Source organism: Amycolatopsis ponsaeliensis, assembly GCF_030182635.1.
GTDB classification, from domain to species: domain Bacteria; phylum Actinomycetota; class Actinomycetes; order Mycobacteriales; family Pseudonocardiaceae; genus Amycolatopsis; species Amycolatopsis ponsaeliensis.
Genome location: NZ_JAPZLD010000018.1, coordinates 1 through 18,000, shown reverse-complemented (window position 1 = coordinate 18,000; position 18,000 = coordinate 1). Strand labels below are relative to the sequence as shown.

Annotated in this window: 12 protein-coding genes; 5 read left to right on the top strand and 7 right to left on the bottom strand. The window is 71.2% G+C overall.

Going from position 1 to position 18,000, the window contains the following annotated elements:
- Window positions 1–51 precede the first annotated feature (51 nt).
- Genes nikE through QQ657_RS25725 form a run of 4 tightly spaced genes read right to left on the bottom strand, consistent with a single transcriptional unit; the run spans window position 52 to window position 5,457 of the window.
- Complete coding sequence (gene nikE, locus QQ657_RS25740; protein ID WP_284744814.1) at window positions 52–1,707, bottom strand: nickel ABC transporter ATP-binding protein NikE; 1,656 nt, start codon at window positions 1,705–1,707, stop codon at window positions 52–54.
- Entirely contained in the window at window positions 1,704–2,600 is an 897-nt protein-coding gene (locus tag QQ657_RS25735; protein WP_284744813.1) for an ABC transporter permease, read from the bottom strand. The genes nikE and QQ657_RS25735 overlap by 4 nt, the downstream gene beginning before the upstream one ends.
- Entirely contained in the window at window positions 2,597–3,622 is a 1,026-nt protein-coding gene (locus QQ657_RS25730; protein ID WP_284744812.1) for an ABC transporter permease, read from the bottom strand. The genes QQ657_RS25735 and QQ657_RS25730 overlap by 4 nt, the downstream gene beginning before the upstream one ends.
- Window positions 3,623–3,624: 2 nt before the next feature.
- On the bottom strand, window positions 3,625–5,457 hold the full coding sequence (locus tag QQ657_RS25725) for an ABC transporter substrate-binding protein (RefSeq protein WP_284744811.1): 1,833 nt from the start codon (window positions 5,455–5,457) through the stop codon (window positions 3,625–3,627).
- A gap of 170 nt (window positions 5,458–5,627) precedes the next feature.
- On the opposite strand from QQ657_RS25725, the gene QQ657_RS25720 reads away from it, so the two are divergent.
- Both QQ657_RS25720 and QQ657_RS25715 read left to right on the top strand, forming a co-directional pair.
- Window positions 5,628–6,455 carry a M55 family metallopeptidase gene (locus QQ657_RS25720; RefSeq protein ID WP_284744810.1) on the top strand — a complete coding sequence of 276 codons (828 nt, stop codon included), beginning with the start codon at window positions 5,628–5,630 and terminating at the stop codon, window positions 6,453–6,455.
- Window positions 6,448–7,755 (top strand): M20/M25/M40 family metallo-hydrolase, encoded by a 1,308-nt coding sequence (locus tag QQ657_RS25715; protein WP_284744809.1) that lies wholly within the window; start codon window positions 6,448–6,450, stop codon window positions 7,753–7,755. The genes QQ657_RS25720 and QQ657_RS25715 overlap by 8 nt, the downstream gene beginning before the upstream one ends.
- A 260-nt stretch (window positions 7,756–8,015) precedes the next feature.
- Here QQ657_RS25715 and QQ657_RS25710 read toward each other — a convergent pair whose 3' ends face one another.
- Window positions 8,016–8,654 (bottom strand): class I SAM-dependent methyltransferase, encoded by a 639-nt coding sequence (locus QQ657_RS25710; protein ID WP_284744808.1) that lies wholly within the window; start codon window positions 8,652–8,654, stop codon window positions 8,016–8,018.
- Window positions 8,655–8,695: 41 nt separating this feature from the next.
- Complete coding sequence (locus QQ657_RS25705) at window positions 8,696–10,324, bottom strand: tannase/feruloyl esterase family alpha/beta hydrolase (RefSeq protein ID WP_284744807.1); 1,629 nt, start codon at window positions 10,322–10,324, stop codon at window positions 8,696–8,698.
- Window positions 10,325–10,470: 146 nt separating this feature from the next.
- Between QQ657_RS25705 and QQ657_RS25700 the strand changes: the two genes are divergently transcribed.
- Window positions 10,471–14,781, top strand: coding sequence for a GH92 family glycosyl hydrolase (locus tag QQ657_RS25700; RefSeq protein WP_284744806.1), 4,311 nt, complete (start codon window positions 10,471–10,473; stop codon window positions 14,779–14,781).
- A 71-nt stretch (window positions 14,782–14,852) separates the two neighbouring features.
- The gene (locus QQ657_RS25695) at window positions 14,853–15,386 is read left to right on the top strand and encodes a YciI family protein (RefSeq protein ID WP_284744805.1); all 534 of its coding nucleotides are present in this window, start codon (window positions 14,853–14,855) and stop codon (window positions 15,384–15,386) included.
- Window positions 15,387–15,553: 167 nt separating this feature from the next.
- Here the strand turns inward: QQ657_RS25695 and QQ657_RS25690 are convergent, their stop codons facing one another.
- The gene (locus QQ657_RS25690) at window positions 15,554–16,300 is read right to left on the bottom strand and encodes an alpha/beta fold hydrolase (protein ID WP_284744804.1); all 747 of its coding nucleotides are present in this window, start codon (window positions 16,298–16,300) and stop codon (window positions 15,554–15,556) included.
- Window positions 16,301–16,357: 57 nt separating this feature from the next.
- Here QQ657_RS25690 and QQ657_RS25685 point away from each other — a divergent pair.
- The coding region (locus QQ657_RS25685; protein ID WP_284744803.1) for a glycoside hydrolase domain-containing protein at window positions 16,358–18,000 on the top strand (1,643 nt) is incomplete at its 3' end.

Here is an 18,000-nt window from a genome sequence, read left to right as displayed (position 1 = left end):
GCGCTCGGGCGGCGTTCCTGCAGTGTCGGTTTTTCGGTGTCCCTGCGTGCTTCAGGTGCCGACGGTGCGGCGCTGGGCGGTGCCACCGGGCAGCGCGGCCAGCAGGGACTTCGTGTACTCGTGCTGCGGGTCGAGCAGGACCTGTTCCACCGTCCCGGTTTCGACGAGCTCGCCGCGGTACATCACGGCGACGCGGTCGGCGATGTTCCAGGCCAGGCCCAGGTCGTGGGTGATCACCAGCGCCGCCAGGCCGAGTTCGCGGCGCAGCCGCAGCAGCAGCCCGAGGATCTCGCCGCGGACCGACGCGTCGAGCGAGGCGACCGGTTCGTCGGCCACCACCACCGACGGCTCCAGGGCCAGCGCTCCGGCGATGACGACGCGCTGGCGCTGGCCGCCGGAAAGCTGGTGCGGGAGCCGGTCGGCGTACTTCTCGGCGGGCCGCAGCTCCGCAGCCTCCAACGCCCGGTGGACGACCGCGCGCTCGTCGGCCAGCTTGTGGATGCGGGGGCCCTCGGCGACGGCCTCGTAAACGGTGTGGGCCGGGTTCAGCGCGCTGGTCGGGTCCTGCAGCACGAGCTGGACCTGCCTGCGGTAGGCCTTCAGCCCGGCGCCGCCGTGCGGGACCGGGTTCCCGGCGTAGCGGACCACGCCGGAGTCGGGTTTCTGCAGGCCGAGGAGCGTCCGGGCGAGGGTGGTCTTGCCGGAGCCGGACTGGCCGACCAGGGCGACGATCTCGTCGCGGGCGACGGCCAGGTCGACCCCGGCGACGGCGTTGATCCGCTTGCCGGTGCGGTCGCGGAAGGACACCCGCAGGTTCTCCGCGGCCAGCAGCGGCTCCCCGCCCGCGACCCGGTCCTCGGGTTCGGGCGGCAGCGGGGTGCTGGTGGCCGGGGCGAAGCGCGACACCGGGTCGCCGACCGTCGGGAACGCCGCCGCGAGCGCCCGGGTGTGCTCGTGCTTCGGCGCGGCCATCACCTCGGCGCTGAGGCCTTCTTCGACGATCTGCCCGTCGTACATCACGGCGATGCGCTTGCAGGTGGCGGCGAGCACGGACAGGTCGTGGCTGATCATGATCAGGCCGATGTCCTGCTCGGCGACCAGCCGCGAGAGCAGGTCGAGGACCTGGGCCTGGACGATGACGTCGAGGGCGGTGGTGGGCTCGTCGGCGATGATCAGCCGGGGTGAACAGGCCAGCGCCATGGCGATCATGACGCGCTGCTTCTGCCCGCCGGAGAGCTCGTGCGGGTAGGCGCCGGCGCGGCCCGGGGGCAGGTCGACCTGGGTGAGCAGTTCGGCGACGCGGGCGTCGACGGCGGCGTCGGTGAGGGCCTTGCCGCCCTCGGGCGGGTGCAGCCGCAGCGGCTCGGCGATCTGGTCGCCGATCTTGCGGACCGGGTTGAGGGCGTGCATCGCGCCCTGGAACACCACGGACGCCTCGGCCCAGCGGACCGCGCGCAGGCGGCCCCAGTTCATGGTGGTGACGTCTTCGCCCTCGAGGAGGATCTCGCCGGAGATCTTCGCCGTGCGCGGCAGCAGGCGCAGGACGCTCATCGCGACGGTGGACTTGCCCGACCCCGACTCCCCCGCGACGCCGAGGGTGCCGCCGGGGTCGAGGGTCAGGCCGACCCCGCGCACGGCGGGGATGTCCTGCTCGCCGACCACGTAGGTGACGTTCAGGTCCTTGAGCTGCAGCAGCGGGCTGGTCACTTCTTCAACCTCGGGTTGAGCACGGTCTCCAGGCCCCGGCCGACCAGGGTGAAGAAGAGGACGACGAGCACGATCGCGATGCCCGGCGGGAGCACGTTCCACCAGGCGCCGCGGCTGATGGCGCCGTTGTTGAGCGCGCTCTCCAGCACCAGGCCCCACGTGACGGAGTTCGGGTCGCCGACGCCGAGGAACGACAGGGTCGCGTCGGCGATGACGGAGTTGCCGACCACGAGTGTGGTGTTGGCCAGCACGAGCGGCATGACGCCGGGCAGGACGTGTTTGCCGATCACGTGCAGGTGGCCGCCGCCGAGGGCGTGGGACCGCTCGATGTAGGGGCGGCTTTCGATGGTCAGCGTCTGCGCGCGGACCAGCCGGGCGGTGCTGGGCCAGGCGGTGAGGCCGATGGCGACGATGATCGTGCCGACGCCCTTGGGCAGCACCGCCGAGAGCGCGATGGCGAGGATCAGCGACGGCAGGACCAGGAAGAAGTCGGTGAACCGCAGCAGCGTCGCCGACACCCAGCCGCCGAAGTGCGCGGCGGCGATGCCGATGAGCGTGCCGATGAGGACCGACAGCAGCGCGGCGGAGAACCCGACGAGCAGGGAGATCCGGCTGCCCCAGACGGTCATCAGCAGCACGGACCGGCCGAAGTTGTCGGTGCCGAGCCAGAAGTCGCCGTTGGGCGGCGACAGCGGCTCGCCGGTCGCCTTGGTGACGTCGAGGCCGCTTTCGTCGCTGATCAGCGGCAGCAGCAGCGCGACGACGACGGTGGCGCCGAGCAGGATCAGCCCGACGAGCGCGGCGCGCTGCCCGGCGAACTCGCGCCAGGTCCGGGCGATCGACGCGCGCCGGCGGCCCCAGGCGATCTGCCTCGGCGTTTCAGCGGTGGTCATGAGGTACGCACCCTCGGATCGAGCACGCGGTAGAGCAGCTCCGCGAGCAGGTTCATCAGCACCACCGCGCTCGCCAGCACGGTGAACACGCCCTGGAGCACCGGCAGGTCGGGGCCGTGCAGCGCGTCGTAGGTCAGCTGGCCCAGGCCGGGCCAGCTGAACACGGCCTCGACGGTGACGGCGCCGGCCACGACCTGGCCGAACTGCATGAACACCAGCGTGGTGGTCGGCAGCAGGGCGTTGGGGACGGCGTGGCGCTTGCGGACGAGGTCGTCGCGCAGGCCCTTGGCGCGGGCGGTGGTGAGGTAGTCGGCGTTCATCTCCCCCAGCAGCGACGACCGCATGATCAGCATGTACTGGGCGTAGAACACCGCCAGCAGCGTCACGCACGGCAGCACCAGGTGGTGCAGGACGTCGACGGTCTGGGAGAGGACGTCGGGCGCGGCGTCCGGGGAGTGCATGCCGCGGCTGGGGAACAGGCCGTTGCTCACCACGAGCAGCATCAGGCCGAGCCAGAACTGCGGGACCGACCAGAGGGTCAGCGCGATCCCGGTCTGGGCGCGGTCGAAGAGGCTGTCGCGGCGCCAGGCGGCGCGGATGCCCAGCCAGAGGCCGAGGATGACGGCCAGGATGGTGGCGCTGCCGACGAGCAGGATGGTCGGCCAGAGCCGTTCGCCGATCATGTCGGCGACCGGGCGGCCGTTGTTGAGCAGCCGGGACTCGCCGAGGTCGCCGTGCAGCAGGTCCCAGAAGTACTGGCCGAACTGGACGAAGACGGGCTTGTCGACGCCCATCTGCGCGCGCAGCTCGGCGATCTGCTGGGGGCTGGTGGCGCGGTCGCGGGTCATGGCGGCGACCGGGTCGCCGGGCAGCATGCGGAAGAGGAAGAAGAACAGCACGACCACCAGCACGATGCTGATGACCGCTTCGAGGACCTTCTTGAGCACGAACCGGGCGGTGCCGGTCCCGCCGCGGTGCTCGTCGGGGTCGACGAGCACCGCGGCTTGTTCGGGGGCGGTCATCCTTACTCGCGGTCTTCCGAGGTCTTGTTGCGGCGGCTGATGATGACGCCGCCGACCACGATGATCACCACGACGATGGCGCCGACGACGATCCACACGACGGTGCCGCCGCTGCCGGAGTCGGCCGTGGCCTCGGTGCCGGCCGGGGTGGCGCCGTAGACGCCCCAGTAGCCGGTCTGCTCGAGGATCGCGCCCTTGGGCTGCGGCTGGGTGGTGAAGGCGGAGAACTTGTCGGAGCGGTAGGCCTCGAGCGCGTTCTGGTAGTCGAGCACGATCGTCGGGAACTGGCTGTAGAGCCGGGCCTGGGCCTGCTTGACGTAGTCGGCGCGCTTCGCGTCGTCGGTCTCGGTGAGCTGCTTCTTGTAGAGCTCGTCGTACGGGGCGTCGCAGAAGAACGTGTCGGTGCTGCCGCCCTTGCCGTCGGCGCTGGGCCGCGCGGCGCAGGTGTGCAGCGAGAGCGCGTAGTCCGGGTCGGGGTTGGTGCCGTAGCCGCCGATGGCGAGGTCGTACTTGCCGGTGGAGGTGCGGTCGGACAGCTCGTCGTCGGAGACGAGGTCCTGCTTGACGGTGATGCCGATGTCCTTGAGCCAGCCGGTGACGTACTGGGCGACGCCCTGGTCGTAGCTGCGGTTGGCGTGCCCGGTCAGGCGCAGTTCCAGCTTCGCGCCGCCGGGGGCGGTGCGGACGCCGTCCGGGCCCTTCTTGTAGCCGGCCTGCTCGAGGGTGGCGTTGGCGGCGGCGAGGTCGAACTTGACCTTCTCGGTGTCGCTCGGGTCCCAGTGGTAGGCGCTGTAGACCGGGGGCACGACGCCGCCGCCGACCTGGCCGAGGCCCTTGAGCACCTTGTCCACCAGCGACTGCGTGTCGACGGCCTGGGTGATCGCCTTGCGGACGTTGATGTCCTTGAGGACCGGGTTGCCGTCACCGATGGGGTTGTTGGAGCTGTCGGTGACGCCGAAGTTGAACGCGAGCTCATCGTAGCGGCGGCCGGGCGCGGCGTTGGTGGTGATGCCGTCCTGGCCCTGCAGCGCGGCGAACTGGTTGGGGTTGAGCCGGTTGATGACGTCGACTTCGCCCTGCTTGAGCGCGTTGACCGCGGCTTCGGTGTCCTTGAACTGCAGCAGCTGCAGTTCGTCGATCTTCGGGGCTCCGCGCCAGTAGTCCTTGTTGGCCTTGAGCTTGACGTACTCGTTCGGCTTGTACTCGGTGACCTGGAACGGCCCGTCGGAGACGCCGGCGATCTTGAGCTCGTCGGTCGCGGGGTCCTTGAGGTCCGTGACGCCTTCCCAGATGTGCTGGGGCACGATCGGCACGTCGAGCAGGTTCATGTTGACCTGCACGGTCTTCGTCTTGATGACGAGGGTGGTGTCGTCGGGCGCGGTGACCGTCTCGAAGTTGGCCACGTAGTTGCCGTTGGCGGTGCGGGCGTTCTCGTCCTTGAGCATGCGGTTGAAGGTGAACGCCGCGTCCTTGGCGGTCACCGGCTGCCCGTCGCTCCACTTGGCACCGCTGCGGATCTTGAACGTCCAGGTCAGCTTGTCCGGCGACGGCGTCCAGGACTCGGCGAGGCCGGGCGAGGCCTCGGCCTTCTCGGCGTTCGGGACCGTGAGGAACTCGTAGGTGAACCGGCCGATCTGCGTGGACGCGGCGAGCACGGCGGTGAACGGGTTCAGGTGGTCGATGCCGGTGGTCAGCGCGACCCGCAGCACCTTGGCCTGCTGGGCCTGGGCCGGGAGCGCGAGCGGGATCGCCGCCAGCGTCGCGGCCGCGACGACCGCGCCGACGCGGCCGAACCGGCCGATTCTGCGTGGGAAATGCACCAAAAACCACCCCATCGTTCTCGCTGTGAAGCCTCCCCAAGGACGAGAAGTAACCACATACCCGGACAACCGCGCAATATGTTGCCGCCTCGGCAGGTGTCCGATCGTTATCGATCGGGTTCGGTGACGCACCGTGATCGGGGATCGGTGCTGAGGGCCGCGGCGCCCTGGTTAGAGTGCCGGGCATGCGCATCCTGATCTCGGCGGACATGGAGGGCGCCACCGGCGTCACCTGGACCGACGACGTCGTGCCCGGTTCGCCGCAGTGGGACCGCTTCCGGCGGCTGTTCACCGGGGACGTCAACGCGGTGCTGGCCGGGCTGTACGCGGCCGGGGCCGGGGATGTGCTGGTCAACGAGGCGCATTCGTCGCAGCGGAACCTGCTGCTGGAGGATCTGGACCCGCGGGCCAGGATGCTGACCGGGCGGCACAAGCCGCTGTCGATGATGCAGGGCATCGACTCCGGTGTGGACGGTGTGGTGTTCCTGGGCTACCACGCCGGCGCCGGGTTCGACGGGGTGCTTTCCCACACCTACCTGGAGAACCAGATCACCGGGGTGTGGCTGGACGACGTCCCGGCGAGCGAGGGCAGGCTCAACGCGGCGATGGCCGCGGAGTACGGCGTCCCCGTCCTGCTCGTTTCGGGTGACGACAAAACGTGCGACGAGGCCCGTGACTACGCTCCGGAGGCGGAGCTGGTCCAGGTGAAGGAGTGCGTCAGCCGGTACGCGGCGATCTGCCTGCCGCCGGCGCGCACGGCGGACCTGCTCAGCGGCGCGGCTGCCGACGCGATGGCGCGGGCCGGGCGCGAGGAACGGCAGGTCGGGTCGCACCGGATCGAGGTGGAGTTCGACGCGAGCCACCTGGCGCAGGCGACGGCGGTGATCCCGACGGTGGAGCAGATCGGCACCCGGCGGGTCGGGTTCGACGCGGTGAACATGACCGAGGCGATGAAGGCGTTCAAGGTGGTCACGGCGATCGCGGGCGGGGCGGTGCAGGGCATCTATGGCTGACGTGACCGACGTCGTCGACGTGTGCGCGGACCTGATCCGGTTCGACACGACCAACCGCGGGAACAACGACGCCGAGCCGGAGCGCCCGGCCGCGGAGTACGTGGCGGCGTTCCTGGACTCGCTGGGCATCCCGTCGAAGATCCTGGAGGCCGCGCCCGGGCGGGCCAGTGTGATCGCGCGGGTGCCCGGTACCGATCCGTCGTTGCCCGCGCTGCTGGTGCAGGGGCACCTGGACGTCGTGCCGGCCGACGCCGCGGACTGGTCGGTGGACCCGTTCGCCGGCGAGGTCCGCGACGGCTACCTGTGGGGCCGCGGCGCGACGGACATGAAGGACTTCGTGGCGATGGTGCTCGCCGCGCTGGCCGGCGGGGTGCGGCCGCGGCGTGAGCTGGTGCTGGCGTTCGTCGCCGACGAGGAGGACCGCGGCGAGTGGGGCGCGCACTGGCTGGTCGCGTCGCATCCGGAGCTGTTCGAAGGCTGCGAGGCGGCGATCAGCGAGTCGGGCGGCTACACCTACCACGTGCCGGCGGCCGGCGGGCACGACGTGCACCTGTACCCGGTCGGGACGGCCGAGCGCGGCACGGCGCACCTGCGGTTGACCGCCCGCGGCCGCGCGGGGCACGGGTCGCGGCCCAACGACGAGAACGCCGTCACCCGGTTGGTGGGCGCGTTGCACCGGATCGCCGCGCACCGCTGGCCGGTGACGCTGACCCCGGCGGTGCGGGCGTTCCTGGAACGGACGGGCGCCGCGCTCGGCGTGCCGGTCGATCTGTCCTCTTCGGACGGCGTGGACGCGGCGGTGGCGGCGCTGGGCCCGGCGGGCGGGCTGGTGCTGCCGACGGTCCGCAACAGCACGACCCCGACGATGCTGGACGCGGGCTACAAGGTGAACGTGATCCCGACGACGGCGACCGCGCAGGTGGACGTGCGGGTGCTGCCGGGGACCGAGGAGTCGTTGTTCGCCGCCCTGGACGAGCTGCTCGGCGAGGGCGTGACGCGGGAGTTCGTGGCGCACCAGCCGCCGGTGCAGGCCCCGGTGGACTCGCCGTGGTTCTCGGCGATGGCGGCGGCGTTGCGGGCGGAGGACCCGGAGGCCGTGGTGGTGCCGTACTGCCTGGGCGGCGGGACGGACGCGAAGGCGTTCGCGCAGCTGGGGATCGCGAACTACGGGTTCGCGCCGCTGTGGTTGCCGAAGGGCTTCCCGTACCGGGCGATGGCGCACGGGGTGGACGAGCGGGTCCCGGTGGAGGGCCTGCACTTCGGGACGCGGGTGCTGTCCCGGTTCCTCGCCGACTGCTGAACGCGCCATGAGGGGCACCTTTATGGCGCTGATGGCCAGGGTTCCTGCAAAGTCGCCCGGCCTGGCTGTCCCGTCGCCGGTCTACGGGCGTGGTGGCCTCGGCAAACGTCTTGAATGAGTCATTCAGGACCTTGCACGCCCTGAATGACTCATTCAAGACACCGGCGACCCTGCGCCCGGAATCCGCCCGGAAACCCGACTTTGCCGGCCCCCTGGCGCTCGTGGCCATGAAGGTGCCCCTCATGGCCATCGGGGCGGTGTCAGCGGGTGAACTCGGCCCAGTGGCGGGCGCCGTCGCGGATGCGCTCCAGGGTCACCAGCTTGACGCCGTCCTGGGCGGCCGACTCGACCTCTTCGCGGCTGAACGGCCACGGTGGGCTCACCCACGTCGCCATGTCGAAGTTCTCCTCCGCGACCTCGGACACGATCAGCGTGCCGCCCGGTGCGAGGAACCCCGCCAACGACGTCAGCGCCGCCGGGCGGAAGTCGCGGGGCATCGCCTGGATGTTCATGATCTCCACGACCAGGTCGAACGCCTGGTGCCACTCCCCCGGCGGCTTCAGCAGGTCCGCCACCACGTAGTCCACCGCGGACTCCGGGAACCGGGCGCGGGCGGCTTCGACCGCCGTCGGGGCGACGTCGAAGCCCGTCACCGCCCAGCCCGCCGAGGCCAGCAGTTCCGAGTCGTCGCCCAGGGCGCTGCCCACCACCAGCGCACGGCGGCCCTCACCAGGCGTCGCCCAGGCAGCCAGGTCCGCGTTGGGCGTGCCGCGGGTCCACGGCACCTCGGCCTCGCCGCGGGCGGCGGCGGTGTAGAGCTGGTCGAACCACCGGGTGGGGTCGCCTTCGGCGAGCGAGGCTCGGGACAGGACGCGGTCGGCGGGCTCCGGTGTCGTCATGATCGTGACCTTAGCGACGACGCCGGAGCCGCGTGACCGCTTTACCGGGCCACCGGCCCGGGGATGGCGTAGAGCTTGTTCCCGGCCCAGTCGACGGCGTCCCGGACCGGCACGAGCGGCGGGGCCGAGCGGAAGTTGGCCGCGTCGTCGACGCTGCCGGTGCCGTCGTAGACCGCGCGCTGGGGATAGGTGAACACCGGCCGCGTGCGGGTGACGGTGCCGGCGGCGTCGCGGCCGGTCGCCGTCACCACGGTGGGCGCGGTGCCGCGTTCCACCCAGGCGACGAGCTGCCGCAGCGGGTCGAACTCGGTGAGCGTGGTGCCGCCGCCGCAGTGGTAGAGCGACGGGACCATGAACAGCCGCGCCCAGTCCTGGCCGCGGCCGTGGGTGAGCCGCTGGTAGTAGTCGAGCGTGCTCGACGGCGGGATCGCTTCGTCGGCCCAGCCGTGCCACAGGACGAGCTTGCCGCCGCGCTTCTGGAACGCCGAGAGGTCGAGGCTCATCGCGTTGTAGCGGGCGCCGACCGGGGTGAGCCGGTCGAACTCGCGCTTGGTGAAGGCGAAGGTGTCCACGGTCGAGGCCGGTGCGCCGATCGGGTAGCCGAGGTAGCGCAGGTAGTTGTCGGCGAGGCTGCGGGCGAAGGCGACGCCGCCGGTCTCGGGGGTGGGGATGATCCACCCGGCCCAGGACAGCTCCGAGCCGCGCTGCTCGCCGCCGGGGTAGAGGAGCGTGCCGTGGCCGTCGGTGGGCGGCGAGTAGATCTTGCGGGTCGCGGCGACCTGGGCCGGGGTGAGGCACGACGGCGTGTCGGCGCCGGCGCAGGTCAGCGTCGCCGGGTCGAAGCGGCACGCGCGGGGGTCGTCGAGCTGGCCGTCGGCGAGCCCGTCGAGCCGGTCGCAGGCGGCGAGGACGGCGCTGTGCAGGGCGGGCAGCTTCGCCGCGGTGAGGATCGGGCTGCCGTCGGCGGCGTTGTTCACCCGCGCGAGCCAGGCCTGGAACTCCAGCAGGGGGCTCCAGTACCCGGCTGGTGCGCCGGCGACGATGCCGTCGAAGTCCGCCGGATAGCGCTGGGCGAGCAGGAGGCCTTCGCGGCCGCCGTCGGAGCAGCCGGTGAAGTAGGACTTGCGCGGCGGCGCCCCGTAGAACGCCTGGATGATCGCCTTCGAGGCGCGGGAGACGACGTGGGGTCCGCGGAACTCGAAGTCGTCGCGCGCGGCCTGGTCGTTCGCGCCCCAGCTGCCGTCGTCGACGACGGCGGGGGTCGTGCCGACGTGGCCGTCGTCGGTGGCGGCGACCGCGACGTCGCCGCCGTGGGGCAGGTCGCAGTCGGCGAAGGGCGGCGGGTTGACGATGCCGCAGAAGCCGCCGCAGCCGTACTGCAGGTAGCGCCCGGCGTAGGTCTTGGTGGGCAGCCGCAGCTCGAAGCGCACGGCCGGTTCGACGTAGCCCCGCACGCCGCAGTACTCGGGGTCGGTGCCGGTCGCGGCGACGACGGCGGCCGAGGTGACGTGCGTGGCGGCGCCCGGGAGGGTGTACCCGCGGACCAGGTCGCCGCAGGTGGTGATCGGCCGGACGGGGGAACCCGTCGCGGCGGTGGCGGCCACCGGGGCGAATCCGGTGGTGGCGAGCAGGAGTGCGGTCAGTGCGGTGAAGATCCGGACTGGTCTCATCGGGTTCCCCGTTCCCTCGGTTGTCCAGTTCTGGCCAGGTTTGCCGACCGGTCTTGACATCGATGTCACCCGCGCGTTTCGCTCTCTGGGCGCCGCCGGTCCCCGTCCGTCGGTCCCCAGTTCACCCTCCAGAGCTTGGAGCAACGATGCCCCGAAGCGCCAGACCGCCGGTCGCTTTCCTGGTGACCGCCGCCGTGGTCGCCGCCGGCCTGGTCGCCCTCCCCGCCACGGCGTCCGCCGCGGACGAAGCCCTTCCCGCCGACTTCTCGTCCTCCTTCGAGGCCGGTGACGTCCAGCCGACGTGGACCGACACCGTCGACACCGACGCGGCGGGCAAGCCGCGTGCCTTCGGCGTGAACGGTGCGAACGGCACCGCGATCCCCGGTGACATCCGCGGCAAGGTCACCGAGAGCAGCGCCAGCAGCGAGAACACCGACGGTGGCGAAGTGGTGTCGAACCTCTTCGACGGCACCACCGACACCAAGTGGCTGTCGTGGGACCCGACGGCGTGGGCGCAGGTCTCGCTGTCGGAGGCCACGTCGATCACGCACTACGCGATCTCTTCGGCCAACGACTTCGACAACCGCGACCCCAAGGACTGGACGCTGCAGGGGTCGAACGACGCGCAGGCCTGGACCGATCTGGACAAGCAGACTGCCCAGGCGTTCACCGCGCGGTTCCAGCAGAAGGACTACAAGCTGGCTGCGCCGAGCGCGGCCTACAAGTACTTCCGGCTGAACGTCACGGCCAACAACGGCGGGCCGATCCTGCAGCTCTCGGAGCTGCTGCTGGCCAACGACGACCCGGCACCGCCGCCGCTGCCGAACATGCGCAGCTTCACCGATTCCGGCCCGACCAGCGGCTACACGAACAAGAACCGCGTCGGCTTCACCGGGCTCAAGGCGTTCCGCTACTCGGGCAGCCAGACCGAGGCCGGGCACGGCTGGTCGTACAACAAGATCTTCGACGTGAACGTCCCGGTCGTGGCTTCGACCGAGCTCTCGTACAAGGTGCAGCCGCAGTTCATCACCGGCGACCTGAAGTACCCGAGCACCAACGTCGCGATCGACCTCGCCTTCACCGACGGCACCTACCTGCGCAACCTCGGCGCGACCGACCAGTACGGCTTCCCGCTGACGCCGGAGGGCCAGGGTGCCTCGAAGGTGCTCTACGCCAACCAGTGGAACCTGGTGCGTTCGGCGATCGGGCAGGTCGCCAAGGGCAAGACGATCGACCGGATCCTGGTCGGGTACGACAACCCGAACGGCCCCGGCTCGCTGCAGGGCTGGCTGGACGACGTGAAGGTGTCGGCGACCCCGACGCCGCCGTCGAGCACCCGCCCGAGCGACAACGTGGTCACCACGCGGGGCACGATGGCCAACAGCACGTTCTCCCGGGGCAACAACTTCCCGGCCACGGCCGTGCCGCACGGGTTCAACTTCTGGACCCCGGTCACCGACGCCGGCTCGGGCAGCTGGCTCTACAACTACAGCACCCAGAACAACGCGCAGAACCTCCCGCAGCTGCAGGCGTTCAGCGTGAGCCACGAGCCGAGCCCGTGGATGGGTGACCGGCAGGCGTTCCAGGTGATGCCGTCCGCGGCCGCCGGGGTGCCCGACGCCAACCGCGACGCGCGGGCGCTGCCCTTCAAGCACAGCGACGAGGTCGCGCGGGCGCACTACTACGGTGTGCAGTTCGAGAACGGGATCAAGACCGAGATCGCGCCGACCGACCACGCGGCGATGATGAAGTTCTCGTTCCCGGGCGCGGACTCGAGCCTGATCTTCGACAGCGTCAACAACTCGGCCGGCCTGACGCTGGACCCGGCCAACGGCACGCTGTCGGGCTACACCGAGACGAACGTGTACGCCGGCGCGGGCCGGATGTTCGTCTACGCGACGTTCGACAAGCCGGTCACGGCGGGCGGCAAGCTCACCGGGCAGGGCCGCGACAACGTCACCGGCTACCTGCGGTTCAACGCCGGCGCCGACAAGACCGTGAACATGCGGATCGCGACGTCGCTGATCAGCGTCGACCAGGCGAAGAAGAACCTCGCCCAGGAGATCGCCCCGGCCGCGACCTTCGACACCGTGCGCGACGCCGCGCAGAGGGCGTGGGACGACCAGCTGAAGGTGATCGAGGTCGAGGGCGCGTCGAAGGACCAGCTCACGACGCTCTACTCGAACCTGTACCGGCTGTTCCTGTACCCGAACTCCCAGTTCGAGAACACCGGCACCGCCGACAAGCCCGCGTACAAGTACGCGAGCCCCGTGTCGCCGAAGACCGGCGCGGACACCGTGACCCAGACCGGGTCGAAGGTGGTCGACGGCCAGATGTACGTCAACAACGGCTTCTGGGACACCTACCGCACGACGTGGCCGGCGTACTCGCTGCTCACGCCGGACATGGCCGGGAAGATGGTCGACGGGTTCGTGCAGCAGTACCGCGACGGCGGCTGGATCGCACGCTGGTCCTCCCCCGGTTACGCGGACCTGATGACCGGCACGAGCTCGGACGTCGCGTTCGCCGACGCCTACCTCAAGGGCGTCAAGAACTTCGACGTCAAGTCGGCTTACGACGCGGCGCTGAAGAACGCCACGGTGACGCCGCCGAACTCGGCGGTCGGCCGCAAGGGCCTGGACCAGGGCATCTTCCTCGGCTACACGCCCAACACCGCCAGCGAGGGCTTCTCGTGGGCGATCGAGGGCTACGTCAACGACTTCGGCATCGCCAACCTGTCGAAGAAGCTGGCCGAGGAGGCGGCGCCGAACGACCCGCGCAAGGCGGAGTACCAGGAGAACTACGAGTACTTCACCAGCCGCGCCCAGCAGTACGTGAACCTGTTCGACCCGAGCACCGGGTTCTTCCAGGGCAAGGACGCGAGCGGGAAGTTCACCAAGACGAAGGACCAGTACGACCCGCGCTCGTGGGGTGGTGACTACACCGAGACCGACGGCTGGGGCATGGCGTTCACCGTGCCGCAGGACGGCAAGGGCCTGGCCAACCTCTACGGCGGGCAGGCGGGCCTGGCGACCAAGCTGGACCAGTTCTTCGCCGACCAGGAGACCGCCAACTACCCGGGTTCCTACGGGGGCGTGATCCACGAGATGCGCGAGGCGCGGGACGTGCGGATGGGCCAGTACGGCCACTCCAACCAGCCTTCGCACCACCTGCTCTACATGTACGACTACGCGGGTCAGCCGTCGAAGACGCAGGCGAAGGTCCGTGAGGCCCTCTCGCGGCTCTACAACGGTGCCGAGATCGGGCAGGGCTACGCCGGCGACGAGGACAACGGCGAGATGTCCGCGTGGTACATCTTCAGCGCGCTGGGCTTCTACCCGCTGCAGATGGGCAGCCCGAACTACGCGATCGGGTCGCCGCTGTTCAAGAAGGCCACGATCCACCTGGCCGGCGGCAAGAACCTGGTGATCAACGCGCCGAAGAACAGCGCGAAGAACGTCTACGTCCAGGGCGTGAAGGTCAACGGCAAGGCGTACTCCTCCACGTCGCTGCCGCAGGACGTCATCGCCAAGGGCGGGACGATCGACTTCGACATGGGCCCGAACCCGTCGAAGTGGGGCACCGGCCCGAACGACGCGCCGACGTCCATCACCAAGGACAACGCCGTTCCGACGCCGCTGCACGACGAGACCGGCGACGGCAAGGGCACGCTGTCCACTTCGGACGGCTCGAACGCGGGGGCGCTGCTCGACAACACCTCGCGCACCCAGGCCGCCGTCACCGGCGCCCTGCAGTACCAGCTGAACAACACCGACGAGGCCGTCACGCACTACACGCTGACGTCCCAGACCGGTGCGGGCGACCCGAAGAGCTGGACGCTGAAGGGCTCCTACGACGGCAAGACCTGGGCGGTGGCCGACCAGCAGACGAACCAGGCGTTCAGCTGGCGGCAGCAGACCCGCGCGTTCAAGGTGGCCAACCCGGCGCACTACGCCTACTACAAGCTCGAAGTGACCGCGACCAGCACCGGCGCCCCGGCGCAGCTGGCCGAGTTCGAGCTGCTGGGCAAGCCGGACGCGTCCTGCACGAAGACGATCACGGGTGCGTCGTCCGGGCCGCTCACGGTCTCGTCCGGCACGGTGTGCCTGCAGGACGCGACGGTGTCGGGCCCGGTGACGGTGGGCTCCGGCGCGTCGCTGATCGTCCGCGGCGGGGAGATCAAGGGCCCGCTCGCCGCGACCGGCGCGGCTCAGGTCGTGCTCAACCGCACGAAGGTGGACGGCCCGGTGGCGATCACCGGGGTGACCGGGCAGGTGTCGATCGAGCTGACGCAGGTGGGTGGCCCGGTCGCGCTGACCGGCAACCACGGGCCGGTGCTGACGTCGAGCACCATCGGCGGCCCGCTGGCCTGCGCGGTCAACTCGCCCGCCCCGACGGACTACGACCTCCCGAACACCGTCCGCGGCCCGTCCGCCGGGCAGTGCGCGAAGATCTAGGTCCGCAGTAGTAGTTCGGTGAAGGCCTCCTCGCCTCGGCGGGGAGGCCTTCACTCTTTTCGGGAGGCGAAGTGGAGTTCTTCTGCTACCACCGGGACCGGCCGGGCTCGGCTTCCTTGCGCCGGGAACTGCTGGCGGAGCACTGGTCCTACATGGACCGGTTCACGATGGTCGCGCGCGGCCCGACGTTCGACGGCGAGACACCCACCGGCAGCGTGCACATCGTGGACCTGCCGGATCCAGCGGCGGCGAGGGCGTTCGCGTTCGACGAGCCCGGCTACCAGGCGGGGGCGTACCGGGACGTGCTGCTGCGCCGGTGGCGGAACGAGCTGGGGCGCACGATGTGGGAGTTCCCGGGTGGACGGACCGGCGGGAACCGGTACCTGGTCCTCGGGTTCGGGTCGGGAGAGCCGGTCGAGGTGGGCGGCTCGCGGGACGAGCTGATCGCGTGTGGGCCGTTGCTGTCGGACGACGGCGTGGCGTGGCTGGGGACGGCGGTGCTGCTGCGGGCACCGGACGCGGAGGCCGCGCGGGCGGTGCTGGCTGTGGACCGGTACGACGGGGTCGAAGTGCACCGCTGGCAATTCGGCGGCCGCCCGAATTGAGCCGGCGCCGTGCCGCGAACGCCAGCCGGAGGGCGGCTGCGAAGTAAAGAACTCACGCAGGGCGCAGGTCGGTGGGTCTCGCCGGTAAACGTCTTGAATGAGTCATTCAGGGCGCGCGAGGTCTTGAATGACTCATTCAAGACCTCGCGCGACAGCCCCCGGACCGGTCAGAGGCGGCGGAGTCTCGCCAACGTCGTGCAGAGCGCCGGGGCGAAGGTGTCCGCGTCGGACTCGAATCCCTGGTGCCCGCCCGGGAACCGCGCGTACCGGCACGCCAGGTGCTCCGCCTGGATCCGGGCCGACCGCTCCAGGCACGTGTCCCCGCTGGTCTCGCCCGCCGCCGTCACCACCGGGATGCCCGTGCGGCGGACCGCGTCGAGGTCCGGGGTGTGCAGCACCACCGCCGGGAACTCGCGGGCCAGGAACAGCTCCGCGGCCGCGGTGTCCGGGAAGTCGGCCGCGGTCAGGCCGACCAGCGTCAGGGCCGCGTCGAGACCGTCCCGCTCGTGGGTGGTCCGGACCTGGCGGGCGCGGGACAGCCACGTCGGCGCGTCCGGCAGGAGGGTGATCGCCGGGGCTTCGTGGACCACCAGTTCCGTCACGGCGTCCGGCACCTGCGCGGCGAGCTCGAACGCCACCGAGCCGCCCCCGCCCTGGCCGAACACGGCCGCACGCGGCGCGACCGCGCGGATCACCGCCGCCGCGTCGCGGGCCTGCTGGCCCATGTCGAAGTCGGTGCCCGGGCCGCGCCGGTCGTAGGTGAGCACCGCGTACGACGCGGCGAGCCGCTGCGCGAGTGACGCGTACCGGGTGCGGTAGCCGCCGCGGCCGGCGATCAGCAGCAGGAGGGGGCCGTCGCCCCGCAGCTCGTAGCGCAGCTCGGCACCTTCGTGCCGGACGGTGTGCGTGTTCACCAGGACCTCCCCCCGCGTCGAGCACACGCTACGCCGTTCGGCCGATACGGTGTGCGCATGTCCGACGCCGTGTTCTCCTCCTCCTTCGAAGCCGGTGACCCGCAGCCAGCGGACCCCGCTCTCACGGTCGACAGTGGCCCGGACCGCTCCCCCACGGCCAAGACCGGCGTCGGCTTCACCGGGGCGAAGGCCCTGCGCTACACCGCGCGCCCGCGCGGCGTCCTGTTCGACCTCGACGCGCCCGTCACCGCGGCCACCGAGCTGTCCTATGTGGTCTTCCCGCAGTCCGACGGCGACATCCCCGCCTACCACGCCACCTGGGTGAGCCTCGACGTCGAGTTCGCCGACGGCACCTCGGCCGGGTTCGACCCCGTGGACGACAAGACGCTGTGGGTGGACCAGTGGAACCTCGTCCGGCGCCCGCTCGGGGCGTTCGCGGGCCGCCGGATCAGCCGGATCGTGCTCCGCACCGCGCCTCCCGAAGGCGAGATCACCGGGTGGATCGACGACGTCCGCGTCGCCGAACGCCCCGAGCCGCCGCGGGACCCGGTCGACTTCGTCCGCACGACCCGCGGCTCGCACTCCAGCGGCGACTACTCCCGCGGCAACAACTTCCCCGCGACCGCCGTGCCGCACGGGTTCAACTTCTGGACCCCGGTCACCGACGCCGGCGTCACCAACTGGATCTACTCCTACCACCGCCACAACGACGAGCGGAACCGCCCGGCGCTGCAGGCCATCGCCCTGAGCCACCAGCCGAGCCCGTGGATGGGCGACCGGCACACCTTCCACGTCATGCCCGGCACCGGCGCGGTCCAGCGCGACCGCCGCAAGCGCGCCCTGGCCTTCTCCCACGACGACGAAATCGACTCGCCGCACCACTACGGCGTCCGGTTCGCCAACGGCATGACCGTCGACCTGGCGCCGACGTCCCACGCGGCGATCCTGCGCTGCACGTTCCCCGACATGCACGGCTGGCTGCTGTTCGACAACGCCGCCAACCGCGGCCGCCTCCGACTGAACGCCGACACCGGCGAGATCAGCGGGTACACGAGGGTCCGCAGCCGCCTGTCCGCCGGCGCGCGCCGCATGTTCGTCTACGGCATCACCGACGCGCCGGCCACCCGCGGCGCCAAGGTCCGCCGTCCGCCGTGGCGGCGCGTCTCGGGCTACTTCGAGTTCGACGGCCCCGACGCGACGCTGCGGATCGCGACGTCGCTGATCAGCCTCGCGCAGGCCAAGCGCAACCTCGAGCTGGAGATCCCCGCCGGGACGACCTTCGAGCAGGTCCGCGACCAGGCCCGCGAGCTCTGGCAGGAGCAGCTCGGCCGGGTCGAGGTCGAAGGCGCCACCGAGGACCAGCGGACCACGCTGTACTCCAACCTGTACCGGCTGTTCCTCTACCCGAACGTCGCCCACGAGAACACCCCGGACGGCATCCGGCACGCCAGCCCGGTGGTGGGGGGGGGGGGGGGGGGGGCCCCCCCCGCCCCCCCCCCCCCCCCGGGCGGCCGCGCCCGGTGCGGCCCCACCCCCCGCGGGGCGGCCCACCCCCCCCCCCACCGAGGTCGAGGCCGCCCTGGGGCGGCGGCGGGACGCGGTGGCGGGGGCGGGGGCCCCCCCCACATCCGGGGCGGCCGGGCCGGTGGTCCTCGCGGTGGCGGACCGGATGCTGCCGGCCAACACGGGGCACTACGAGG